We start from the raw sequence: 25,744 nt of genomic DNA on the forward strand, positions 1-25,744 counted from the left end.
CCACCCTATTTCGCTTTATCAGCTAGGCTAATGTCATCATGAGATTTGACATAAAAGTGCATCGTAAAATCACTTAATAGTTTTGAACTCTGCTCGCCAGCTACAATCCCTTGGATCACTGGCCGTTCAAGCAAGTATGATGATTCAACTTGTCTTAACATTTGTGACAAACGGTTGTTAGACTCACTGCGACCTATCACTTTAATCATATTACCTTGCCTATCAAGACTAGTGAGGTAGACCCCAGCGGGCACAACCCGAGCAATTTCATCTATGATTTGTGTCCCTAAGCTGCGATTTAGCTGCAACTCTTCGATTAGTCTAATACGGCGTTGCAAGTTTTCTTTTTGCTTGTTTAGATCATTAATTTCTACAATACGCGTATCCAATAATGATATTTCACTTTCTAGATAACGGTTTTTTATTTCTTGTCCTGTTTTTAAACCATCATAGAAGCTACCGGCTAGATACATAAAAAGTAAACAAGTTGCAATAATCGCCGCAATAATGGTCAAAAAGATCTGCTGAGATGCTTGTCTTTGTTGCTCTCGCCAGGGAAGTAGATTTATATGTGGCATGATGAAAAGCTCCGTAGTGCCAAGCCCGTAGCCAACGCAAATTGAGCCTTGTGCTTTTGTAGAACATGCCTGTCCACTTTAGGTGCGATCTCCATTTCTGTGAATGGATCAGCCACAATCGTGTGGATACCTAACTCATCGATCAATAGTTTATCTAGCCCTTCCACCAGCGCCGTCCCCCCAGTTAACACAATATAATCAATGTGATCTTTACCACTAGTGGTCATAAACATCTGAACTGCGCGACGTATCTGTTGAAGTAATGAGGTTTGAAAAGGGGCCAGAACCTCGAACGTATAGTTAGGAGGCAAATCCCCTGTCGTTTTCGCAAGTTCAGCTTCATCGTATGTCTTATTATAATAAGCCACGATACTATTGGTATACTGTTCTCCGCCAAACACTTGATCTCGGGTATAAATCGTTTTTCCTGATTGAATAACGCTGATGAGCGTAAGTACAGCACCAATGTCTATCATCGCCACGACTTTATCAAAAGCATCGTTTGGTAACTCAGGGTAAATTACATCCATCGCTCGACTCAACGCATAGTTTTCAACGTCCACGACTTTCGCTTTATATCCAGCCTCCTCCAAAGCACCAACTCGTGCCTGCACACTCTCAGTTCGTGCTGCTGATAACAAGACATTTACCTTAGAGGGATCCGCTTCGTTTACACCTATCTTTTCAAAGTCTAGACTTACTTCGTCTAATGGGTATGGAATTAAGCTATCTGCTTCAATTGCTATCTGAGACTCAAGTTCAGCATCAGTTAATGACACGTCCATAAAGATCACTTTGGTAATGACAGTCTGACCAGATACAGCAACTGCAGCAGATTGTGTAAGTTTTGGAATGCGCCGCTTCATTTTAGTGATCGCATTGCCAATAGCCTCAATATCTTGAATGGCTCTTTCATTTACTGCGCCTTTAGGAATAGGCTCAATGGCAACGGCTTCGACACGATAGCTGGAACTGGTTTTAGACAGCAACACCGCTTTGACACAATGAGAACCAATGTCGATCCCAATCATCAGAGGTGCTTGTTTTTTTAGTAGTTTGCTCAGCATGTGAAGCGCTCGTTTCCTTTTCAGTTTGTGTTCTATAAAAATTTAGCACACAAAAATATTAATCGTTTTTTAATCAAGATATACTAGCAGTGTCTACCTGTAATTGGGAGTCTAACTAGGGATAATTCCGTGAAATTATTGAAAAGATTTTTACAATTCGCTTTTGTTTGTACCCTTTTAGGCGTATTGACACTTATCAGCCTTTATTATTATGTCAAATCTGACATACCAAGTGTAGAGGTTTTGAAGGATGTTCAATTACAAACCCCTATGCAAGTCTTCACACGGGACGGCAAATTAATCAATCAATTCGGTGAGAAGCGCAGAATACCTGTACGTCTACAAGATGTTCCTGAACCGATGCGTAACGCTTTTTTGGCCACAGAAGATAACCGTTTTTATGATCATTTCGGAATAGACCCAATAGGAATTGTCAGATCAGCATTAGTACTGATCACAACCGGTCAAAAGAAACAAGGGGCAAGCACATTGACCATGCAACTTGCGAGAAACTTTTTCTTAACACGAGAGAAAGCCTATATTCGTAAAGTTAAGGAAATCTTTATTGCGTTGCATATTGAGCAGTTATTAACAAAAGATGAAATTTTCGAGCTGTATTTGAACAAAATCGAGCTGGGAAATCGTGCTTTTGGTATTGGTGCGGCAGCCCAAGTTTATTATGGCCGCACACTTTCTGAACTAACTCTACCTGAAATGGCCATGATAGCAGGGTTACCCAAAGCACCTTCGGCACTGAACCCTATTCGCAATCCAGAGCGCGCAAAAAGTCGTCGCAATGTTGTACTAGGCCGTATGTTAGCTGAAAAATATATTACCCAAGCAGAATATAATGCAGCGACTCAAGCCCCTATCACGGCAAAATTTCATGGTGCAGAAATCGAGCTGTATGCCCCTTATATTTCAGAGATGGTTCGCGCGTACATGGTAGAGCGCTACGGGACAGACAAAGCCTATAACTCGGGCATGAGAGTGTACACAAGTGTTGAATCAGAAGTACAACTAGCAGCGCAGCATGCGTTAGTCGACAACTTACATGCGTATGACATGCGTCATGGCTTTCGAGGCCCAGAAGCCATTTACTGGAACGCACAGAGTGAATCACCGTTAAGCCATGGAGGAATTGTAAGCCGCCTCAGAAAAGTCAATGAAATCGGATCATTAAAAGCTGCGGTGGTGTTAAGTATTACTGAACAAAGCGCTGAAGTCCTGCTTAAAAGTGGTGAACAAATAACTCTAACATGGCCAGGCTTAAGCTGGGCACGACAATACATCAGCGAGACACGACAAAGTTTACCACCAAAAACGACAGCGGATATTCTTGCACCTGGTATGCAAGTATTTGTGCGCAAGCAAGACAATCTTTGGATGCTAAGTCAGTTGCCTCAAGCTTCCAGTGCGCTTGTATCGCTCGACCCTAATGATGGCCGTGTAAAAGCCATCGTCGGTGGCTATAGTTTTGAACTTAGCCAATACAACCGAGCAACCCAAGCTAAACGACAAGTTGGCTCAAATATTAAACCTTTTATCTACTCGTCAGCATTAGAGCAGGGCTACACTCTTGCTACTATTATCAATGATGCGCCAATTAACCATTGGGATAAGAGTGTTGGTGTCGCGTGGAGACCAAAAAATAGCCCGGAGGTCTACAATGGACCTATTCGGATCCGCCGTGCTTTGGCTCAATCCAAAAACGTTGTCTCGGTGCGTCTCATCAAAGGTGTTGGGATCAATACGGCCGCAGACCATCTACTCAAATTTGGGTTTCAAGATGCTGATATTAATCGTAGCGAGTCGTTAGCGCTCGGCAGCGCAGCACTCACTCCCATTGAAATGGCAAGAGGAATGGCAACTTTTGCTAACGGTGGGCATCTGATTGAACCGTATTTTATTGATAAGATCACAGATTCATTTGGAACTGAATTAGGCTCTGCAGTACCACTGATTGTTTGTGATGAGCAACAACTAGAAGAGCAGCCTGAGCGCTGTGCGCCACAAATTATTTCTGAACAAAATGCTTTTTTGATTGCTGATGCCTTACACAGTGCAATTTGGGGCGGTGGTAGCTGGAAACACAAGACAGGATGGAGTGGTACAGGTTGGCGTGGTCAGTGGCTAAAGCGCCGTGATCTTGCAGGCAAAACAGGTACAACGAATGACTCAGTTGATACATGGTTTACCGGCTTTAATCGAAATGTTCTCACCACAGTATGGGTTGGATTTGATGATGCTAGCAAATCACTAGGTCGCGCTGCGTATAATGCTAATCTGGGTAAAAACCAGCTCGTTGGTGCCGAAGCTGGGGCGATTTCAGCGCAGCCGGCTTGGATAAACTTTATGCGCGAAGCACTCAAAGATGAACCTTTAGCACCAATAGAGCCGCCACCGGGTCTTATTTCAACCCGCATTGATTTAAAAACTGGGCTTTTGTCTCGCAAGAACGATCATACCTCTCGCTTTGAATATTTCGAGCAAGGTACAGCTCCCACTAAGTACGTGTTAGATACTGATAGCAGCACACCATTTGACAATAGTGCGCCGCTACCAACACACGAAGAATTGTTCTAAACAAAAAATGCCGATGCCTGTATCGGCATTTTTGTTAGTAGTTAAGACCAGGATACAGAGTGGACTGACGGATTACATTTAGAACCAACTATCTTAATCAATTGGTCTATTATAAGACGAGAAAATAGACCACTTAATAAGCAAATTGATATAACTAGCTGAAGTTCAGGTTATTTCAAATTTTGCGTCAACCAGAATAAATCTGAATGGATCCCAGCAGCGGTCACTTCTTTACCGGCACCAGGGCCTTGGATCACCAGCGGGTTTTGCTCATACCATTTTGTGTGGATCACAAAAATATTGTCACCGGGCGTTAAATTAGCAATGGCGGCACCATTGGGTACATGTGCAATCCCAACTTTTGCACAGACATGACCATTGTTCGCAATTTCCAGCGCCCCTGTGTAACGTAGTACAGCGTCATTTTCACGGGCTTTGGCGTCGTGTTCAGCGTAAAAGTCATCAAGCTGTTGGCGATTTTCCAAAAATTGTAACCACGAGCCTTGCGCCAGGTTATCTGGCATTAATGGTTCTAGTTCAATCTCATCTAACTCAAGTTCAATACCCAACTCTCTTGCCAAAATTAGCAACTTTCTCTGCATATCACGACCAGACAGGTCTTCTCTTGGATCAGGTTCGGTAAACCCAAGCGCTTGTGCGCCCAGTACTAACTCAGAAAAAGCCTCAGAGCCGTCATAACGACTGCACAGCCAAGATAGAGTACCAGAGAAAACCCCCTCGATTCTCACAATTTCGTCGCCGCTATTTTGCAGATCCGCTAAGGCAAAGTTAACAGGCAACCCAGCTCCAACACTGGTGTTATAACGCCATAATAAGTTACGTTCTTGCAGTTTTTGCCGTAGTTGTGTGTACCAGCTGTGCTTCGCTGTACCAGCGTATTTATTGGCGCTGATCAGATGACAGTCATGTTCTACAAACTGTGGATATAATGCACTAAAGCGCTCGCTTGCGGTAATATCAATAATTACTTTATGTTCGTAATCAAGCTCTTTTATGCGAGTAAATAATTCAGCTTCGTTATATTCTATGGCTTCATTTTGCCATTGCTGCTGCCATTGGGCTAAGTTTAATCCGCTTGGACAAAACAACATTTGTTTTGAGCGCAACAATCCTACCAACTTCAGATCAAAGTGCTCACTCAGTTTGTCAAACTGATCTTTACACTGCTCAATAAAAACCTCACCCACATTGCCAACACCTGCAACGATGACCGCGAGCTCTCTGCCTTTATTGACAAGCCGTTCATGTAATACTGCCAAAACATCACTATCAATAGACTGATCAGTCAGCACTAAACTATAGTTTTGTGCTTGTAATACAAAACGGGTCACTATCGCATTGTCGTCTAGCAATTCTAAAGCTTGCAGATGTAACCCTGCGATATCTTGGCTTGGCGCAACGACAGCAAAGCCTTGCACTTGTGATTCAATGATATTTGCACGAGGCTCTAAGGCATTGATAACCAGATGGCTAAACTCGGATGGCACCAATAAATGCGCCTCTCCACCTTTGATAAAATGATGAATACTATGCTGTATTAGTTGGCTAAGCTGTTTTACTTCACCACTATTTAATTTTTCAACACGCAGTAAATCTAGTTGTCCAAAAGTAGTGATAAAGCGCTTCTCTTTACTATAACCTGCTTTAACAATTTCAGTGCCTAGTGCGTCTGAGTCAAAACTACTTCGCACTTGTAGTTTTATATCAGTACCTTTCAAGGGAGAGAGTGTTTTTGCATGCAGGACAGGGTTCCCCAAACGTGCTAATAATTCAGCCTGACTTCGACATACTTTAGCGTATTTTATTGCACTACTGACTTTACGTGGATCGGTACTAAATACGCCTGTGGTATCTGTCCAAATCGATACCTGAGTGGCATCAATATAATTGGCCAGTAAAGTCGCACTGTAATCGCTTCCATTGCGCCCCAAAGTCACAGTTTCACCTTGACTATCTGCTGCAATAAAGCCGGTAACAATATGCACAGCATTGTCACCAATTGCGCTGTAACACACCTCTTTATTCAACGCATGTAATAATACACCATCCTGTTGCACAAATAGTTTTCTAGCGTCAATATCCCGAGCTTCAATACCTTGTGAGCTTAAGTAATTGGCTAGGACACGAGCCGACCACAACTCCCCATGCGCCAGTAGACTGGCATAGTGAAGTGTGCGTGCTTCACGCGCTTGCGCAAGGGCCTGCAATTCGTTCACGAGCTGCTTGAGCAAAGCAGCATGCCTATCGCCGGTAAACAACGCATCTATTAATTCACGTTGATGGTTTTCAACTTGTAACAAGACGTCGTTAAAAGCGCGCACATCTTGCTGCTCAAAACTCTGCCATAGCTTCACCAAAGTATTGGTTGTTTTTCCCGCAGCTGAAACCACTACGCTATCACCTAACTGACACTGCTCTAATATTATCTTAGCAACAGCCTGATAGCGCTCTGCAGAGCTTAAACTAGAACCACCAAACTTATGTACTACTTTTGCCATTTACTCACCACAACGCAACGGTATGTGCAGGCGTAAGCTTAAATGACTTCGCGTCATCACTTGCCTGGCTGTCATCAATACTGGAAAATCCGGCTTCAAGATCTGCGATTAAGTCTTGCACATCTTCAATGCCCACTGAAATGCGAATTAAGGTATCGCCAACCCCAGCTTCGAGACGTGCCTGAGGTTCCATTCCTGCGTGTGTCATGGTCGCAGGATGGCAGATTAAACTTTCAACTCCACCTAGTGATTCGGCGAGCGAGAACTGCTTTAACGAAGTTAAAAATTTAGCCGATGTCTGTAGATCACCCTTAATATCAAAGCTCACCATACCACCAAAGCCTAGTTGTTGTTTTTTTGCTAGCTCATGCTGTGGATGCGACTTGAGACCGGGATAGTATACTTGACTCACATACGGCGACTTCTCTAAGTATTCAGCAATCTGTTGCGCATTCTCTTGATGTTGGCGTAAGCGTACGTTAAGTGTGCGCAGTCCACGCAATGTCAGATAACTATCAAAAGGCGCGCCCGTAATACCAATGTTATTTGCCCACCAAGCCAACTCATCTCCTAGCTCTTGCGTGCGCGCTATCACTGCACCACCTACCACATCGGAGTGACCGTTAATATATTTAGTGGTTGAGTGAACAACAATATCGACTCCAAAAGCGATAGGGTTTTGTAATGCTGGTGACAAGAAGGTATTGTCTGCCGCAACTAAAGCACCGACCGCATGCGCAGCGGTTACAACTGCTTCAATATCGGTTAATCGTAAAATTGGATTACTTGGTGTTTCTATCCACACAAGTTTAGGCTGGATTTTTTCTAGTTTCTCAAGGCTTTCTGGCTGGGTTAAATCCACTACTTCTACTTTGAGTAGCCCACGCTTTGCCAATGACGTAAATAAACGATAACTGCCACCATAGCAATCGTGGGGGATCACTAAAGTGTCGTCATGGTTTAATAATTGAGTTACTAGGTGAATAGCCGACATACCTGTTGCGGTAATAATGCCACGTTGACCTCCTTCAAGTTCGGTTAACGCTTGTGCCAACACATCACGATTAAAGTTACCACTGCGGCCATAGTCATAATCACGCTTGGTATCAAAATCTGCAAATGAATAGGTCGTCGACAGATAAAGGGGCGGAACCACTGCACCATGTGCTTTATCAGCTTCTATACCGTGACGCACTGCAACCGTCGATTTGTTAATTTGACTCATAGGGTCACCTAGATAGTTGGATGTTTAGACGTCTAAAAGGTTAGAGCAACGACAACTAGAAGTCAAAACATTTATACTGCTAAATGGCTAAATAACTAGTATTTGACTATCTTTTTTAAACCGATAAAATTTCGCCACTTAAGGCGTTGCTAATACGACTGAGTTATTGAAAACTATGGCAGAGATCTATAGTTCTCGCCATAGCGGATTAATTTGCTCAACTATTCAAGTTCAGGTTTTATCTTTACTCTTTAAAGATTTCCCTGCTCCACCTGCTTAGCTGAACAATATCAATCAGAACCCAGTCATATTGGCATTGATGTAACTGAGGCAAGTACACAATTATGGCAAAATGGAATGGTGAGTATATTCACCCATATGCAGAACACGGTAAAAAAGCAGAGCAAGTAAAAAAAATCACAGTGAGTATCCCTTTGAACGTACTCAAAGTGCTTACTGATGAACGTACACGTCGTCAAGTAAATAACTTGCGCCATGCAACAAACAGCGAGCTATTATGTGAAGCCTTTTTACATGCTTTCACGGGTCAACCACTTCCAAGTGATGAAGACCTGAGAAAAGACAACCCAGAACGTATTCCGTTAGAAGTAAGACAAATAATGGAAGAGCGTGGTTTAGAGATCCCTGAAATAAACGAAGAATAATACCAATTTTCTTAATTAAGTGGTTTATTTTGAGGCGAGAAAATCTTGTCGATAACTAGGCAAAAATTTTGCTATTTAGTTGTTCTAAATGAGAAATTTTTAACGCTGTTAGCGTCAGATTTACTCCTTCAAATTGAGCAAGTATTAAGTCAAATTGGTATAATATCGACTCTTCATTTTTCACGGAAATAAAGACACAAAAAAGCCTCAATCGAGGCTTTTTTCATACTTAAGCTGGAATCGCTACAAGCAGTTATTTCTTAATACAAGGCAAATTTGTGCGTCAATAGCTGGCCTATTACAAACAAATTTACCGCAGAAGTAAGGGATAACAACTGCTAGAGAACAAATTATTAACCCAGTTTAGGTTATTTTATTCCATATAACCCAAGGGCATCTCGATTTGCGCTACGCCAGATTCAACCGCAGCAGTAGCAACCGCTTTTGCTATTCGAGGTAACAAGCGAGGATCCATCGGTTTAGGGATAATGTATTGCGGACCAAACTCAAGGCTGTCGACATCAGCTGCTTTTAACACCTCTGCAGGTACTGGCTCTTTTGCAATACTTCTAATAGCCTCAACTGCCGCAATCTTCATTTCGTCATTGATCGCTGTAGCACGTACATCTAGTGCACCACGGAAGATGAACGGAAAACATAGCACATTGTTCACTTGGTTTGGATAATCAGAACGACCTGTTGCCATAATCAAATCATCACGAGCACCATGTGCAACATCGGGGCTGATCTCAGGATCTGGGTTCGAACATGCAAATACAACTGGCTTATCAGCCATTAATTTTAAATCTTCAGCAGATAGAAGATCTGGGCCTGAAACGCCAACAAATACGTCAGCCTCTGCAATCACATCCTGTAACGTGCGCTTATCCGTATTATTTGCAAACAGCTCTTTGTATTCGTTAAGATCGTCACGACGAGTATGGATCACGCCTTTTCTGTCTAGCATATAAATATGCTCTCTTTGTGCACCACATTTTATAAGTAGCTCCATACACGCTATTGCAGCGGCACCAGCTCCTAAACACACGATGATCGCATCATGAATATCTTTACCTTGGATCTCAAGTGCATTGAGCATACCAGCCGCAGTCACAATTGCAGTACCGTGTTGATCATCATGGAAAACGGGTATATCACAGCGTTCAATAAGCGCGCGCTCAATTTCAAAGCACTCAGGCGCTTTGATATCTTCAAGGTTAATCCCGCCAAAAGTATCTGCAATATTCGCTACTGTATTGATGAAGTCTTCAGTGGTGTTATGTTTAACTTCAATATCAATCGAGTCCAGTCCAGCAAAGCGTTTAAATAACAGAGCCTTACCTTCCATAACTGGTTTCGAAGCCAAAGGACCTAAATTACCTAGTCCTAAAATAGCAGTACCATTACTGATCACAGCTACCATGTTCCCTTTACCTGTATAACGATAGGCATTCGCAGGATCTGCCGCGATTTCACGTACTGGCTCGGCAACACCAGGGCTGTATGCGAGTGCTAGGTCTTTTACGGTCTCGGCAGGCTTAGTCAGCTCTACGCTGATTTTACCTGGAACGGGCTTCTCGTGATAATCTAGAGCTTGTTGACGAAAATCTGTCATGGCGCGATATTTTCCTACGAAGTTAATGTGAGAGTGTGCTAAACATTCGCATTCTGAGTGTCGGTTGCTTCCATATTTACAACCACAAACAGTGCGATTAACTATATGAGCGACGACATAAAAGTACTCAAAAGCACAGTGCTTTAAGCAGATGTCAATAGGACATATAGGTAATCGACCGTCATCACACAATACCGAGTTTTCTTCATTATTCAAGTAAAATCAGGTCTATCCACTTACACGGTATTTATTCGTATTTTCTTCGACGTTCTCTTCAATTTTAAGAAAAATTTCACAATTTAGACCTGCAAAAGTAAGCAAGTAAGAGGTTAAAGACAAGTCAAAGTGATGAAAAATAGCACTAGCGTAAAATACCATGACTAAAGAGCAATATTTATAATTATTACTAAATTTAACTGCACAATTGAGACATTTAGAAGCACAAAGCACGATTTACCACTACGAAGCATAGTGTCTAGTAATATAATTAAATATATTCGTTTTCTGCCTAGGCACAACTTAAGCTCATTAATAGCCAATATTAACATGCGAAATAGAGCTATTACTCTATTCTAGGTTACAGTAAAGATTTGCTGCCAAATCAGTTGATTTTAAGATTTAAAAGGCGGGGGCGTACCAAGCACAAGCAATCAAACACTGCCTATTTGTATACATTATTATAATTGCTATTGAACCGTAGGCACAAAAAAAGCACCCTAGGGTGCTTTTTTCGACTAGACCAGCAAGATTACTTCTTGCTGCTAAGTGCACCGAAACGCTTGTTGAAGCGATCAACACGGCCACCTGTATCAAGGATCTTCTGCTTACCTGTGTAGAACGGGTGACACGCAGAACATACGTCTAGGTGAATATCTTTACAAAGCGTTGAACGAGTTTCGAACTTGTTACCGCAAGAGCACGATGCTGTGATCGTCTCGTAATTAGGGTGAATACCTTCTTTCATAGCAACCTCTAGTTAAGGCCGTATCGCTCTCCAAACCCGAAGTCTGGCACCATACGTAGTTATACAAAATTGTGGAGGCGTATTTTAGTGGTTAACTGGACAATCTACAAGCAATATTTCAGAGTTTTTTATCGTCATTGCTGGGGCTGTTTTCCAATACCATAATCTTAGGTATATACTTCGAGCCTGCGCTCACTTTATGGGATTGAAATATATGCTCATTCTTGAAGTAGCTTTGAAGCTACCATTACACCGCACATTCGATTATTTGCTACCAGCAACGATGCACGTTGTAACTGGGGTGAGAGTAACAGTTAATTTTTCTAACCGTCGCTGTACTGCTATCGCACTCAATATAAAAAAGCGCACTGATGTGCCACAAGAGAAACTTAAACAGGTTATCGCAGTACTCGACGAACAGCCTGTTTTAAATCAGGCACAATTACATTTTTTGCATTTTGTCTCACAATACTATTGCCATCCGATTGGTGATACATTATTCACAGCACTCCCTGCCGTGTTAAGAGATGGTGGCCACCCAGATAAAACCCAGATCCCTGTGGTAAGATTAACGGAAAAAGGGCAAACACTCCCCACACTACGCGCCAAAAAACAACAAGCTTTGCTTTTTCAGTTATATGAAGGTGGCGCAATAAAGTTAAGCGAACTCAAGGCGCTTGGGTTTGCGAGTCAAACCATCAAAGCGCTCGAGGCCAAAGCACTAATAATACAGTCTATTGAACATGACAGCGACTGGGCGCAAAACGAATTGCACCTAGGTGACAAGCCACGCCTAAACGATCAACAGGCTACCATTTGCAGTGCAATTAATGTACAAGTTGGCTACCGGACTTTCTTAATAGAAGGGGTAACGGGCAGCGGGAAAACCGAAGTGTATTTGCAAAGTCTTGAAAATATACTCAAGGCTGGAAAACAAGCGCTGGTATTGGTCCCAGAAATTGGCCTCACACCGCAAACCGTTAACCGTTTTAAGAAGCGTTTTACTGATCTTCCTATCGATCTATGGCACTCCAATTTAACCGATAACGAACGTCTACATACGTGGCGACGCGCCGAAAAGGGATTAAGCGCATTAGTAATCGGCACTCGTTCAGCCATTTTCTTACCGTTTAAGAGTCTTGGTATGATCATCGTTGATGAAGAACATGACAACTCTTTTAAACAACAAGAAGGTCTTCGTTACCACGCCAGAGATCTCGCTGCATTTCGTGCTCACCAAATAAACTGCCCTCTGCTTTTAGGAACAGCAACGCCCGCATTGGAAACGCTACACAAAGCCATTAATAACAAATACCAATTGGTGACGCTAAGTAAACGCGCACAAACTCAACATGATAACCAGTTTCACCTAGTCGATATGAAAGGCCAACCAGAGCAAGGCGGGTTTTCACCAATGAGTTTACATTGGATAGAAAAAACACTTAACCGCGCAAAGCAAGTGGTGGTGTTTTTAAATCGACGCGGCTTCGCCCCAACATTAATGTGTCATGAGTGTGGATGGCTTAACACCTGCAAACACTGCTCCACCAGCGCCACATATCATAAAAATATGAATCGTTTGGTATGTCATCACTGCGGTGAACAAGATTTTGTGCCAAGGCAATGCCCTGACTGTGGTAGTACTCAAATTATGCCTACTGGGCTAGGTACTGAGCAGCTAGAAAGCTTTTTAACCGAACGCTTTGCGGATATTCCCGTCACTCGGATTGATCGCGATTCGACACGCCGCAAAGGTAGCCTTGAAAGTGCACTAGAAGACATAAACCAAGGAGGGGCACGTATATTAGTTGGCACGCAAATGCTAGCCAAAGGGCACCACTTTGCCGATGTCAGCCTTGTCGTGATCTTAGATGTAGATTCTGGTTTGTATTCTTGTGATTTCAGAGCGACTGAGCAGATGGCTCAATTAATCACGCAAGTTGCAGGACGTGCTGGTCGAGCCGGTGAAGCAGGAACCGTGCTACTACAAACCCATTTTCCAGAGCACCCACTATTACAAGATTTAATCAACAATGGTTACGGTGACTTTGCAAGATATGCACTAAAAGAGCGTGAAGAAGCCATGCTCCCTCCTTTTGCACACCTGGCTATCATTCGCGCCGAAGCCACAAACATCAACACTGTGTTGCAGTTTTTATCAGATTTGGTTCCAGCTACCCCCTATCCTGGTATACAATTGCTAGGTCCAATTCCTGCGCCGCTTGAAAGAATTGCAGGAAAGTTCAGGTATCAGTTACATATACACGCACAACAACGCACTGTGCTTCGCAACTATCTCTCGCAACTTGCGCGCTATATTTCAACGCACGAGTCTGCAAACCGAGTTCGCTGGAGCATAGATGTGGATCCAATGGATAGCTATTAGAAACCAATGACTCATGGCACAGCACGATTACATCAATAAAAAACCCAAAGGGAAAGGCAAAACAAAACCCGAGAAAACCACAAAATTTCCTGTTGTAGCAACTATCGCTGCATTACTGTTAATTGGTGGTTTTGCTTATGGTCTATGGTTTATCAAGACCAATGCGGATCCTAAAGAAGTAGAGCAAGCTAAAAATCCACACCCTGCTCAAGAGCAAACCGTGGTTAAACCAAAACCGCGCCCACCAGAGTTCATCGAAGAAATCAAAAATCATGAAATCAAGGTAGAAGTCAAAGAAATCAAAAGTAAAGGCCCCTATCAAATGCAATGCGGGTCATTTCAGACCCACGCTCAAGCTGAAGCCATGAAGGCTAAAGTGGCATTTGCGGGTCTAATTGCCGAGATCCGCCGTACCGAAGGCAGTAATGGTGTGTGGTATCGCGTTCGTTTAGGGCCTTATGATACTAAGCGTTTGGCTGAAAGTGACAAAAACAAGCTCCAGCGAGTTGGGATATTTGGCTGCGGGATTTGGGGCTGGACTTGATTTTTGTCAGTCTACCCATATTTCTTACTAATCTTGAGTTACACGGGTACAAACCCGGATAAGGATTACTATGACTACCATCGTTAGCGTTCGTCGAGATGACAAAGTGGTTATCGGCGGTGATGGCCAAGTTTCACTTGGTAACACAGTTATGAAGGGCAACGCGCGTAAAGTACGCCGCCTATACAATGGTAAGGTACTAGCTGGTTTCGCTGGCGGTACAGCAGACGCATTTACATTATTTGAACGCTTTGAAGCTAAGCTTGAGATGCACCAAGGCCATCTCACCAAAGCAGCCGTAGAAATGGCAAAAGATTGGCGCACAGACAGAGCACTGAGAAAGCTTGAAGCTTTGCTTGCAGTAGCCGATGAAACCGCCTCACTTATCATTACTGGTAACGGTGATGTTGTCCAGCCTGAGCATGACCTTATTGCTATCGGCAGTGGTGGTAATTTCGCACAAGCGGCAGCAACTGCACTAATTGAGAATACAGACTTGAGTGCGAAAGAGATCGTAGAAAAGAGCCTAAAGATTGCAGGCGACATCTGCGTATTTACTAATAATTTCCAAACTATCGAAGAATTGTAATAGGACTCGTCATGACAGCTATGACTCCAAGAGAGATTGTGCACGAGCTTGATCAACATATTATTGGTCAGGATAAAGCTAAAAAAGCCGTTGCGATTGCACTACGTAACCGCTGGCGTCGTATGCAGCTTGATGAAGAGTTGCGTGCAGAAGTTACACCAAAAAATATTCTGATGATTGGCCCAACCGGTGTTGGTAAGACTGAAATCGCCCGCCGTTTAGCAAAGCTGGCAAATGCACCATTTATTAAAGTCGAGGCCACCAAATTCACTGAAGTGGGCTATGTTGGTAAAGAAGTTGAAACCATCATTCGTGACTTGGTTGAAGTGTCTTTTAAACTGACCCGTGAACAGCAAACCAAAAAGTTTAAGTTTCGCGCAGAAGAAGCAGCAGAAGAGCGTATTTTAGATGCACTTTTACCACCTGCAAAAGATGCCTGGGGTGAGTCTCAACCAAATGAAAACTCATCGACACGTCAAGTATTTCGCAAGAAACTACGCGAAGGCCAGTTAGATGATAAAGAGATTGAGATAGACATCGCTGAAACGGCTCCTCACGTTGAAATTATGTCACCTCCTGGTATGGAAGAGATGACCAATCAGCTACAGAGCATGTTCCAAAATATGTCAGGTGATAAGAAAAAGAGCCGCAAGCTAAAAATCAAAGAAGCACTTAAGCTACTAATTGAAGAAGAAGCTGCAAAGCTGGTTAATCCAGAGGAGCTTAAAGAGCAAGCTATTGAATCGGTTGAACAAAACGGTATCGTGTTTATTGATGAAATCGATAAGATTTGTAAGCGCGGAGAGTCTTCAGGGCCTGATGTTAGCCGTGAAGGTGTACAACGTGACTTGCTACCACTTATCGAAGGTTCTACGGTTAATACAAAGCACGGTATGGTAAAAACTGACCATATTTTGTTTATCGCATCAGGTGCTTTCCAAATGGCTAAGCCGTCGGACTTAATCCCTGAACTACAAGGTCGTTTACCCATTCGCGTTGAGCTAGAAGCGCTTACTGCTGGTGACTTCAAACGTATTCTAACTGAGCCAAATGCTTCTCTTACAGAGCAGCAACAGGCACTACTTAAAACTGAAGACGTTACTATCGACTTTACCGATGATGCCATCACCAAACTGGCTGAAGCTGCATATCAGGTCAACGAGAAAACTGAAAACATCGGTGCACGTCGCCTTCACACTGTGATGGAAAAGCTGATGGAAGAGATTTCATTCGATGCCAGTGAAAAGGCCGGTGACACCTTAACGATTGATGCTGCTTATGTTGAACAACATTTAGATATGCTTGTTCAAGACGAAGACCTAAGCCGCTTCATCTTGTAAAAGAAAGTCAAAAAGGCGGAGCAAAGCTCCGCTTTTTTATGAATAAAGACAAGTTAAGTTATACCGATTATCTTAATTGATTGGCCTATTTTGAGGCGAGAAAACCTTCTCAATAACTAGGGAGAATTTCTCTATTTAGTCTGAGGCTTGGATAGGGAGTGTTTCAACTCATTGTTGCTAAAGCACAACTTAGTTTTTCCCTTGTCTACCCAGAAAGTTTTAGGGAAAACACCGTTTCCGCGTCCTGCTCTCACTAAGGTATCTACATCCTGTAGGCAAGGCATGGCTATTGGAAGTGAATTCAACGTAGTTAGCGTCAGATTTACGCCTTCACATTAAACAAGTATTAAGTAAATTGGTAGCAGCTATTTTGGTTCAGGAATGGCTGTATAATGCACTACCCTTTATATTGCTTGAAGAGTTAATTTCATTGGTATGGAACAGTATGTATCAGGTAACTAAACTTCACTATCACACGCTAAGCAAAGTACTCGACGTTTATTTTGAGGACGGCAGCTACTACTGCCTAAAAGCCGAATACTTACGAACACATTCCCCATCTGCAGAAGTTCAAGGGCACACTCCTGCACAAAAACAGTTGGTACTAAACAAACAAAGTGTGAGCATCAAAGCGATTGAACCCATTGGCCATTATGCCGCACGGCTTATTTTTGATGATGGTCATGAATCAGGGCTCTTTAGTTGGCAATACCTACATACCATAGCCACACAACACGATAAATTATGGCAGGAATACTTGGATGCGGTAGAAAAGCATCACGCCAAAAAGGACAGCGTACCTATCAAGTTTGTGCCTTAATCAAACTTCCATAACAATGCCTGCAGCTCATGGTACTGAGTAAAGTCTTCTGAAATACAATGTACGTCTCCATATTTTGATTACAGACGTATACAACTTCTTGCTTTACCCTAGCATATTGCCTCGCAATATCTGAAAATGTAATTAACCTGAGGTTTGGATAAGGAATGCTCTAGCTCTTTGTTGTTAAAGTACAGCTTAACTTACCACCTTGTCTAGCTAGAGAGTTTTAGTGGAAACACCGCTTCCGCGTCCAGCTCTCGCTATGGTACCTCATCCTGTAGACGAGGCGAATTTACGCACCAGTAGGTGCCTATTGGAAGTGAGCTCAACGCAGTTAACGCTAAAACTGGCTGCTAAAAAGGCATTAATTATCCGCAGTTCAGGTTATACCTTAGAGTCAAAAACAAAAATCCCCACTATCAATCAGTGGGGATTTGGTATAAATAAGCAGTGGTTTCAGCGTTTATACTGTGTACTTCGCAACCGCCTCATGTAACACGCGCGCTTGCTCTGCCACTTCTTCACTACTTTGTGCATTAGAATGTGCATGCTCAGAAGCGCTCTGTGCAATATCTCTAATTTTAACGACATTCTTATTCACTTCAGAAGCAACTTGATTTTGTTCATCAATAGCAGTGGCGATATGCGTACTCATTTCCATGATCGTTTGCACATCTTGCGTGATCATACTGAGTAGCTCGCCGGCCTTTTCAGCTTGAGAAACACTCTCATTACCCTGTTCACGGCACTGATCCATGATGTTAACTACCTCTCGTGTGCGCTGCTGCAACGTGGAGATAATACTTTCAATCTCTTGTGTTGAATCTTGGGTACGCTGAGCAAGAGAGCGAACTTCATCTGCAACAACCGCAAAGCCTCGGCCCTGCTCGCCAGCTCGCGCAGCCTCAATGGCAGCATTGAGTGCAAGTAAATTAGTTTGTTCGGCAATACCACGAATAACATCCAGTACTGAGCCAATAGTCTCACCATCACGCTCAAGTTGAGCAACAACGCTTGAAGCCCCCCCGAGTGACTCAGATAACTGCATAATATGCTCAATTGTAGCAGTCACTTCACGACGGCCTTGCTGGGCATTTTCGTTTGTGGTTTCTGCTTTATGTGCAGCCTCACCTGTATTATGAGAGATATCTTGAATTGTCGCTTGCATTTCAGTTGCTGCGGTTGCCACCATATCAGCTTCATGAAGTTGCTCAGACATACCAGCGCTGGTCTGTGCCGTCGTCTCGGTGAGGTGATTGGTGGCTTCATTTATTGTCGCCAACGCACCGTTTACATCCGCGATTAAATGTCTAAAGTCCGTTATTAAGCTATTGAAGTCTCGCGTCATAATTGTGATTTCATCGTTACCACTTTGCTCGATCTGCAAACTTAAATTATTATCACGACGGATCCGCTCAATCGTCTGATACACCCGTTCAACTGGTTGAATGATGGAGCGGCTGGTTGAAAGCACCAATGTCATTACAATGATACTGGCAACTATAAACACACCTATCGCAACCATTTGTGTTTGATCGACGTTTTCCTTAATCGCGCTTTTGGCTTGCTCCACCACAGCATTCACAATCGCATCGCTTCTCTCAACGATTGCCTTCATCTTCCCTAATGCCCCACTATCCAGATCTAAACCAAGCCTTTCTTGAGCTGCGACTAAACCTGCAAATTTAACTTGATAAGTATTAAGGAGAGTAAGTAGCTGAGATTGATATTGCGAGCTAAAGCCAGCTGCACGGATCTCTTTAGCAAACTGGGTGACTAGGTCATTAAATCGTGTCAAATATTTCGTGTCGAGGCGAAGCATAAAATCTTTTTCGGCTCTGCGAAGTTGCAGCATAGTCGCAAGCAACTGATAATTTTGCTGCTCTTTTAGCAAAGTTTCGACTTCATGCACTGCTCCCCTAAGCTCACCATATAGCGCATCTTTTGGGTGCAAACCTATCGTTCTTTGAAGCTCTACAACCTTTTGAAAGTCGGTAAAGTAACTTTTCGTAATCGCCTCAAGCTGATTGGTTTCACTTAAATCAATACCAAACTCAGTAAAAGTAGTTTGAAGTAAATCAAGTTTTGTCTGTAGTAGGCGATATTCTGCCTCAAACTTTTCTAGCGCTTCTTCCTCTTTATAGAACAGGAAGTTTTTCTCATGCTTACGCATTGCTAATTCATGAATTTCGAGCTCTTCTGCATATTGAATTGACTCATTCAATTTGAGCATAGTTCGAGCTTCGAACATGATCATAAATAACATTACGATTAAGGCCATCCCTACCACTAATGCATTCAATTGCAAACGACGTCTGATAGTTAGATTTTCTAATACCGCCATTGGCTTACCTACAATATGAAATGATCACAGTCAGTATAGTTGAAGCCGAAACGGATTACCTCATTCTAATTAGTTATTCTGGGCTGATATTACAAAATAATATATTCAAGCCACCTTTTTAAACATTAAATTAACATCGCGCCATAAATGCTGATGTAGCGATGCGACGTCATGCCATTGTCCTTTTACCAACCACTCAACTAGGAAGTGAGGATCTGATGGAAAGAAAATCGAATGCTCCATTGATGAGTTCAGCCATTCTTCCAAGGCGCCAGCATTTAAATAATTCATCACTTGCGCCAACCCAAGCGAGGCTAAAGTCTGGGCATTATTTTGTTGTTCAAACTGCCCTTCTAGCGGTTTTAATAATAGTTTTTTGCCTAACTTTAACGCTTCACTTGAAAGTTCAAATCCGGCATTCGCAATCACGCCGCTGGTATTTTTTAAGTCTTGAATAAACCCCGCTCTACTTGGCTTTCTAAGGTGAATATGCTGCCGTGAGCTATTTTGGGCTTCTGGGTGATAACAATAAAACTCTTTGTCAGGGAAGTCTTTTAGCAATTCAATCACACTTTCAAGCGCTTCAAATGGAAGGTAAACTAGTACTTTATTGGCGATTGATGCACATTGCTCTTGCTCTGCTTCGTACGGAATGAAGGGAGGAATAATGTGCTTATCAAAAGGCTGCCAATGTACTCCTAAATGGATATCAGCAGGTGCAAAATAGCGGATCAACGCACGGTGCCAAGGTTGAATAGCGAATTGTGGCACCGCACTATATAGATAAGAAGCTTGATGACTCATCGCAAGAACAGGTACTTTTGCCATTTTTCCAGCCCAAGCACTCACTGGCTCAAAGTCATTAAAAATGAGGTCATACCCTGACACATCAAGCTGCTTAACATCACGAATAAACTCTCCAAATTTAAGCGATTGCAATGTTTTTAAACGATTCAGTTGGCCATGCTCAGTCACAAACGATAAACCACGACAGCTACGGTATTCTCCAAAGTCATGCATATCGAAATAGTTCTTCGACGGGCGACCGGTAAAAAAGTAGTCCACTGACACACCCATGTCGCGAAAGCAATTCGCCATCACCCGTGCTCGAGTGGTATGGCCATTACCTGTTCCTTGAACACCATATAGTATTTTCATAAACTTCCTAACATCAAAATCGCTACACTTGCACATGCAATGCCCATTATGGCACCAAGTACGACATCAAGCGGGTAATGCACGCCAACAATCACTCGTGACAAAGACACTCCGGTTGCCCATATCATTAACGGAAAAGTAGCCAGAGGAAGATGTTCTATTAGACAAGTCGCATATAGCCAAGCACCTGCACTGTGCCCTGATGGCAAGCTAAACTTATCGCTTGGTGTGAGTAATGCTTTTACTGCATAGCAATCACAGGGGCGCAGTCGAGCAAAGCGATTTTTAAAATAAAAGTAAAGCGGTCTCTCTATTACAAAAGCCACCATTACCGTTAGCGCAAACTGCTGACCCAGGGGCTCTAAAAAGAGCGCACATGCAATCGCCACCAACACATACAGCCCACCATTACCACTTTTCGATAAGCCTAATGCTATTAACCTAAACCAATTTCTCGGTTTTGGGCAAAACACCACAAAATAAAGTGCAGTGTCTAACTCCGCTAATTTTGCCTTCATTACTTGGGTCACGCTTAATTGCTCACAATATCAGCATAGAAGAGCAAAATAACAAATCGGTGACACTTTTAAGACACAAATATGTAAGTTGAATCAAAGCATTGCTAAGCACAAGTATGAGAGTATACTGGGTAATGATAATCAATATTCGAGGATCCAATATGGAATACAGCACTTCTGATCTTTGCGACCACTTTGCCGATGTGGTGGACGTGCTAGAGCCTATGTTCATCAACTTTGGCGGCCAAATATCATTTTGTGGTCGAATCACTACCGTCAAATGTTTTGAGAATAACGAGCAAATCCAAGATGTGCTGCAACAAGATGGCACAGGTCGCGTTTTACTCGTTGACGGTGGCGGCTCTACCAGACGCGCCTTAATTGATATTGATTTAGCAGAGCTCGCTGTTGAGAATAATTGGCAAGGTATTATTGTCTATGGTGCTGTTCGCCATGTCGATGAATTAGAAGAGAGCGATATTGGCATTCAAGCGATCGCATCTATTCCAGTGGCAGCAGACAGTAGTGGCAGTGGTGAAGTCGGGATCCCTGTAAACTTTGCTGGTGTTTCGTTTTATGAAGATGACTTCGTCTATGCCGACTCGACAGGCATCATCATCTCAGCAGAAGAGCTGGTCTTAGAAGACGAAAACGAAGTAGATTAAACATCAGAAGAATAAGTCATGAATACTGCAGTTCGTATATATGATGAAAGCCATATCTCACAATTTGTAAACGCCAGAGCTGGGGAAACGCGCCTTTGGCAAAATATCAGCTTTTTACAATGTGAGCATGATTATGCAGCATCACTAAAAGATGCTGCACAATTTGGGATCCGCTACGTATTGCTCGGTATTCCCGAAGACATTGGCCCTCGAGCTAATTGCGGTTTAGGTGGCGCGGCACTTGGCTGGCAGGCGTTCCTCCAACGTTTTCTCAACCAACCTAATAACCAATTTCTTGGTGGCGATAAAATTCTTCTACTCGGTGAAGTGAATATAGAAGAAATACAAGCAGCCTCTTGTGAGTTAAGTAATCAAGATACTGAACAGCTAGATAGATTAAGACAGTTGTGCTCAGAGGTCGACAAGCAAGTGATTAGCGCACTGACTCCGATTTTTGCAGCCGGTTTGGAGCCTATAATCATAGGTGGTGGCCACAACAACGCTTATGGTATTTTACAGGCATATCACGTTGCAACTCAACAAGCGGCGTGCGCTATTAACTTTGATCCTCACGCCGATTTTAGAGCATGTGAGGGAAGGCATAGCGGAAATGGCTTTAACTATGCGTACCAAGCAGGCAGTTTATCTAGTTATCATGTTATCGGCTTGCATGAGCATAAAAATAATCAAACGATTTTGGAGCAGTTAGGTAAAGCTGGGTTTGGTTTTTCGAGCTATCAAGCAATAAAAACACGGCGAACTTTGAGCTTGCCTGAGGCGCTAGACAAAGCACTCGCACAACTTCCTCATCATGCCCCTCTGGGTGTCGAGTTAGATGTCGATGCAATTATTGAAATGCCAGCTAGTGCACTTACTTATCAAGGCTTTACCTGTGATGATGCAGAGTATTTTGTCTACCGTTTAGCTCAGCATCCGAATACAAAATACGTCCACCTCTGTGAAGCAGCACCGGCCCAGCATCCACTTGGAGAGCGTACTGGGTTAGCGCATTGTGGCCAAGTGTTAACTAGTCTTGCTAACGCCTACATCAGCACGCGACACACGTAATACCAATTAGCTGAAGCAAGTAAATTGGTATTACAGGTTTTGCTTCAGCCAACTAATCAATACATTACTATTTTGTGGTCTAGAAAAGTAAAAACCTTGAGCTGCGATTGTTCCGATGCTCTTAACAAACTCTAGCTGCCCCGTAGATTCAACCCCCTCACCGATGACTAAACAGTCTTTTTCTTGGTGCATTTCAACAATTCCCTTTACCAAAGACTTTGTATGTCCCATCGACTCAGGCTCCTGCGTCATGCTTCGAGAGAGTTTCACATAATCAAATCGTAATGCGGGTACCTTAGCCAAAACAAGCGGAGCATCCCCGAAGCTATCAACACACATTTTTACACCAAGGCTTTTCAACCTACTGATCATCGCAATTTCTTGCTCATTTAATTCAGCCAGCATATTCGCTGGGCATTCAATAATAATAGCCCCCGGACTTAACTGATGATGTAGCAAAGTATAATCAATAAATTCGATAAAACTTTCACTTAACAGCTCAGCACCAAAAACGTTAATACTGATCGGTACAGCGATCCCTTCCATCTTGAGCGCCAATGCTATCTCGCATGCTCGCTCCAATACATATTGAGCGACAGGAATGGCAAGCCCGACTAAACGAATATCATCAATAAACTCATGTGCACTTAAGATCCCTTGTTTGGGATGTTGCCAGCGCAGTAACAACTCAACAAACTCGATCCCATTATCTTCATGGCGAATAACTGGATGAAAATAAAGCTCAAACTCAGATCTAAAATTGATCTTAGCAAGCTCCGATAACCTAACTTGTTGCTCAAGGCGATGGATCTGCATGCGTTGTTGATAAGGCACTACCTGTTGAAGGCTTTGTTGGTGGGTTGCAATTTGGGAATCGAGTGCCAAAAATACACAGGAGATCAAATTCTCTAATTGACCCATTTCCTCATCACAATTGACATAGCTTGCTCTCATTGTGATTTCTAAAGTACAACTACCAACATTAAATGGCTTTAAGGTGCTGTTTGCGATTTCTTCGATAAGCTGCTCGTGTAAATGATTGCCGTGTTGCAAAGAGCATACAAACGCAAAGTTGAGACCGCCCAAATGTGCCATTTTAGCCGTTTCATTACCATGAGTGATCGCCATCACGTCGCCGGACTGCAAACATTGAGCAACACGGTTCGCTGACTGAGCTAAAAGCAGATCGCCAAACTCACGACCTAAGTGAAAGTTAACCTGTTCAAAGCCCATCAGTCGAACCAGTACAAGCATGCAAGAATGGCCGTTCGTTTGCCTATACTCATTAAACGCACGCTTAAAACTTTGTCTTCCTGGCAATCCTAAGCTTTCATGCTCAATGTCATCGCTATCTTCCTCCTCCCGACTTAGCATCTCTGTTTGTTGATATGTCTGATAAATCAGCAGCAAAATGTACATAACAACAATAGCAATAGCACTATATTGAGCAGCACTAACCCACACATATTCAGACACAACCCATGAAATTAGAGCAATGATAGCCGTCATACTAATTAATAGCATGCCGCTTCTGTGAGTTTGTAAGCCTTCGAACAAATATAAGAGCAATACCAAAGTCAGCAGGTATAAAAGGATGGCGTCACCAGTCAGTGCCAGTGACACAGCAACAATCGCACTAGTCACATGCGCGACTTTTAGCGTTGCGCTGGAGCGCGTGAGTAATAGAGCAAGTGCTCCCATTAGCACTGCGCCAACGATCCCCGCCGTCAATGGCGTAATGAGTAGCACGATTCCTTCAGACAGCAATATTTCTGTGACACTGCCATTTGCTGTTGAAATTGAGAGCATAATTAACTGCTTATAAAGGTTTCATTACTGACTAAGTTTACCCAAGATCCACAAATTTGACAGGTCAGCTATGCCAAATTGATAACTTAACTGGGCAGGGTGAGTAATATTCCATAACGCTAAATCTGCACGCATACCAATCCTTAAAATACCGCGGTCTTTAAGACCCAGTGCTTTGGCTGCATTTCTCGTCACACCACAGAGGGATTCTTCTGGCGTCATTCTAAACAAGGTACAGGCCATATTTAGCATTAACCTAAGTGAACAAAGTGGTGCAGTCCCTGGGTTAAAATCACTGGCTATTGCCATAGCCACTTGATGTTTTCTGAGTAATTCAATCGGGGGCTTTTGTGTTTCTCTCAAGAAATAGAAAGCGCCGGGCAGCAACACAGCTGTCACATCTCCTTTCGCCATCGCCTTAACCCCCGCTTCATCCAGATACTCAATATGATCAGCAGATAACCCTTTAAAGTCGGCAACCAGTTCGCTCCCATGCTGATTAGATAGCTGCTCAGCATGACATTTTATTTTTAGCCCCAGAGCTTGTGCTCGTTCAAAAACTTGTTTGGTTTGCTGATATGAAAACCCAACATTCTCGCAAAATACATCCACAGCAGTTGCCAATTGACGCTCCGCAACTAAAGGCAACATCGTATCGCATACTAAATCAATATAAGCTTGGCTATTATCTTTATATTCCGGCGGTAGCGCATGCGCACCTAAAAATGTGCTATGGACATCAATCGGGTGGTGATCATTCAGTAGTTGATTGATTTCCAATAATTTCAGTTCATTATCAACATCAAGACCGTAGCCAGATTTACTCTCAACTGTGGTCACTCCTTCTCTTAAAAGGCTGTTGAGACGGTCTTTGCCATTTACAAATAAGGACTCTCTATCGGCTAAACGCGTTGCTTTGACCGTGCTTGCGATCCCTCCACCTTGCGCTGCAATCTCCTGATAGGATGCGCCTAGTAACCTTTGTTCAAATTCGTTGGCTCGAGATCCTGAGAATAAAATATGCGTATGGCAGTCAATTAACCCTGGTGTTAACCATTGGCCATTCGCTTTGTGAATGGGCGTCGCTAGCGCATCGATTTCCGGCAGTGATGAACGAGGGCCAAGCCAGCTGATTTTACCGTCCTTGATAGCTATAGCCGCGTTTTCTATTGCTCCATAAGGGTTATCAAGGGCGGGATCCATGGTTGCCAGGTTAACATCAATAATCAATAAATCAGCTTCTAACATTATCGTTTTCCTATCTAAACCTGAATACTCTGA

General features: G+C 43.0%; 20 protein-coding genes. 9 read left to right on the forward strand and 11 right to left on the reverse strand.

Annotated features, from left to right (window positions below):
* Positions 1-5: 5 nt before the first annotated feature.
* Together F9Y84_RS14980 and F9Y84_RS14985 are read right to left on the reverse strand one after the other, a co-directional pair.
* Positions 6-578 carry a PilN domain-containing protein gene (locus tag F9Y84_RS14980; RefSeq protein WP_125252295.1) on the reverse strand — a complete coding sequence of 191 codons (573 nt, stop codon included), beginning with the start codon at positions 576-578 and terminating at the stop codon, positions 6-8.
* Positions 566-1,645: a pilus assembly protein PilM gene (locus F9Y84_RS14985; protein WP_125252296.1), complete on the reverse strand. Its 1,080-nt coding sequence runs from the start codon at positions 1,643-1,645 to the stop codon at positions 566-568. The genes F9Y84_RS14980 and F9Y84_RS14985 overlap by 13 nt, the downstream gene beginning before the upstream one ends.
* A gap of 129 nt (positions 1,646-1,774) precedes the next feature.
* Between F9Y84_RS14985 and F9Y84_RS14990 the strand changes: the two genes are divergently transcribed.
* Complete coding sequence (locus F9Y84_RS14990; RefSeq protein ID WP_147389377.1) at positions 1,775-4,231, forward strand: penicillin-binding protein 1A; 2,457 nt, start codon at positions 1,775-1,777, stop codon at positions 4,229-4,231.
* Positions 4,232-4,401: 170 nt separating this feature from the next.
* On the opposite strand, the gene metL is transcribed toward F9Y84_RS14990, so the two are convergent.
* Both metL and metB read right to left on the reverse strand, forming a co-directional pair.
* The gene (metL, locus tag F9Y84_RS14995) at positions 4,402-6,750 is read right to left on the reverse strand and encodes a bifunctional aspartate kinase/homoserine dehydrogenase II (RefSeq protein WP_147389376.1); all 2,349 of its coding nucleotides are present in this window, start codon (positions 6,748-6,750) and stop codon (positions 4,402-4,404) included.
* Between the two features lie 4 nt (positions 6,751-6,754).
* A complete protein-coding gene (gene metB, locus F9Y84_RS15000) occupies positions 6,755-7,975 on the reverse strand; it encodes a cystathionine gamma-synthase (protein ID WP_147389375.1) in 1,221 nt (406 codons plus the stop codon).
* 344 nt (positions 7,976-8,319) lie between these two features.
* Here metB and metJ point away from each other — a divergent pair, with 344 nt between their 5' ends.
* Entirely contained in the window at positions 8,320-8,640 is a 321-nt protein-coding gene (metJ, locus tag F9Y84_RS15005; RefSeq protein ID WP_010368921.1) for a met regulon transcriptional regulator MetJ, read from the forward strand.
* A 373-nt stretch (positions 8,641-9,013) separates the two neighbouring features.
* On the opposite strand, the gene F9Y84_RS15010 is transcribed toward metJ, so the two are convergent.
* The gene (locus F9Y84_RS15010) at positions 9,014-10,255 is read right to left on the reverse strand and encodes a malic enzyme-like NAD(P)-binding protein (RefSeq protein ID WP_125252319.1); all 1,242 of its coding nucleotides are present in this window, start codon (positions 10,253-10,255) and stop codon (positions 9,014-9,016) included.
* 748 nt (positions 10,256-11,003) lie between these two features.
* Entirely contained in the window at positions 11,004-11,219 is a 216-nt protein-coding gene (gene rpmE / locus F9Y84_RS15015; protein WP_010607053.1) for a 50S ribosomal protein L31, read from the reverse strand.
* A 214-nt stretch (positions 11,220-11,433) separates the two neighbouring features.
* On the opposite strand from rpmE, the gene priA reads away from it, so the two are divergent.
* From priA to F9Y84_RS15040, 5 genes are all read left to right on the forward strand, one after another.
* On the forward strand, positions 11,434-13,605 hold the full coding sequence (gene priA, locus F9Y84_RS15020; RefSeq protein ID WP_147390273.1) for a primosomal protein N': 2,172 nt from the start codon (positions 11,434-11,436) through the stop codon (positions 13,603-13,605).
* 13 nt (positions 13,606-13,618) lie between these two features.
* The gene (locus F9Y84_RS15025) at positions 13,619-14,149 is read left to right on the forward strand and encodes an SPOR domain-containing protein (RefSeq protein WP_147390274.1); all 531 of its coding nucleotides are present in this window, start codon (positions 13,619-13,621) and stop codon (positions 14,147-14,149) included.
* 70 nt (positions 14,150-14,219) lie between these two features.
* Complete coding sequence (hslV, locus tag F9Y84_RS15030; RefSeq protein WP_125252302.1) at positions 14,220-14,738, forward strand: ATP-dependent protease subunit HslV; 519 nt, start codon at positions 14,220-14,222, stop codon at positions 14,736-14,738.
* A gap of 11 nt (positions 14,739-14,749) precedes the next feature.
* The gene (gene hslU / locus F9Y84_RS15035) at positions 14,750-16,078 is read left to right on the forward strand and encodes an ATP-dependent protease ATPase subunit HslU (RefSeq protein ID WP_125252303.1); all 1,329 of its coding nucleotides are present in this window, start codon (positions 14,750-14,752) and stop codon (positions 16,076-16,078) included.
* A 445-nt stretch (positions 16,079-16,523) separates the two neighbouring features.
* Positions 16,524-16,898 carry a gamma-butyrobetaine hydroxylase family protein gene (locus F9Y84_RS15040; RefSeq protein WP_147390275.1) on the forward strand — a complete coding sequence of 125 codons (375 nt, stop codon included), beginning with the start codon at positions 16,524-16,526 and terminating at the stop codon, positions 16,896-16,898.
* A 466-nt stretch (positions 16,899-17,364) separates the two neighbouring features.
* On the opposite strand, the gene F9Y84_RS15045 is transcribed toward F9Y84_RS15040, so the two are convergent.
* The 3 genes from F9Y84_RS15045 to F9Y84_RS15055 form a co-directional block, all read right to left on the reverse strand.
* Positions 17,365-19,245: a methyl-accepting chemotaxis protein gene (locus F9Y84_RS15045; RefSeq protein WP_125252305.1), complete on the reverse strand. Its 1,881-nt coding sequence runs from the start codon at positions 19,243-19,245 to the stop codon at positions 17,365-17,367.
* 105 nt (positions 19,246-19,350) lie between these two features.
* On the reverse strand, positions 19,351-20,403 hold the full coding sequence (locus tag F9Y84_RS15050) for an MJ1255/VC2487 family glycosyltransferase (RefSeq protein ID WP_147390277.1): 1,053 nt from the start codon (positions 20,401-20,403) through the stop codon (positions 19,351-19,353).
* Entirely contained in the window at positions 20,400-20,921 is a 522-nt protein-coding gene (locus F9Y84_RS15055) for a phosphatase PAP2 family protein (protein WP_125252321.1), read from the reverse strand. The genes F9Y84_RS15050 and F9Y84_RS15055 overlap by 4 nt, the downstream gene beginning before the upstream one ends.
* A gap of 161 nt (positions 20,922-21,082) precedes the next feature.
* Here F9Y84_RS15055 and rraA point away from each other — a divergent pair, with 161 nt between their 5' ends.
* Together rraA and F9Y84_RS15065 are read left to right on the forward strand one after the other, a co-directional pair.
* Positions 21,083-21,586 (forward strand): ribonuclease E activity regulator RraA, encoded by a 504-nt coding sequence (gene rraA / locus F9Y84_RS15060; RefSeq protein ID WP_125252307.1) that lies wholly within the window; start codon positions 21,083-21,085, stop codon positions 21,584-21,586.
* Between the two features lie 18 nt (positions 21,587-21,604).
* Positions 21,605-22,654 (forward strand): formimidoylglutamase, encoded by a 1,050-nt coding sequence (locus F9Y84_RS15065; protein ID WP_147390278.1) that lies wholly within the window; start codon positions 21,605-21,607, stop codon positions 22,652-22,654.
* Between the two features lie 30 nt (positions 22,655-22,684).
* Here F9Y84_RS15065 and F9Y84_RS15070 read toward each other — a convergent pair whose 3' ends face one another.
* Entirely contained in the window at positions 22,685-24,463 is a 1,779-nt protein-coding gene (locus F9Y84_RS15070) for an EAL domain-containing protein (RefSeq protein WP_125252309.1), read from the reverse strand.
* Between the two features lie 24 nt (positions 24,464-24,487).
* Positions 24,488-25,711 carry an imidazolonepropionase gene (hutI, locus tag F9Y84_RS15075; protein WP_147390279.1) on the reverse strand — a complete coding sequence of 408 codons (1,224 nt, stop codon included), beginning with the start codon at positions 25,709-25,711 and terminating at the stop codon, positions 24,488-24,490.
* Positions 25,712-25,744: the final 33 nt, after the last annotated feature.

The sequence above is a fragment of the Pseudoalteromonas peptidolytica genome, from assembly GCF_012641745.1.
GTDB lineage: Bacteria > Pseudomonadota > Gammaproteobacteria > Enterobacterales > Alteromonadaceae > Pseudoalteromonas > Pseudoalteromonas peptidolytica.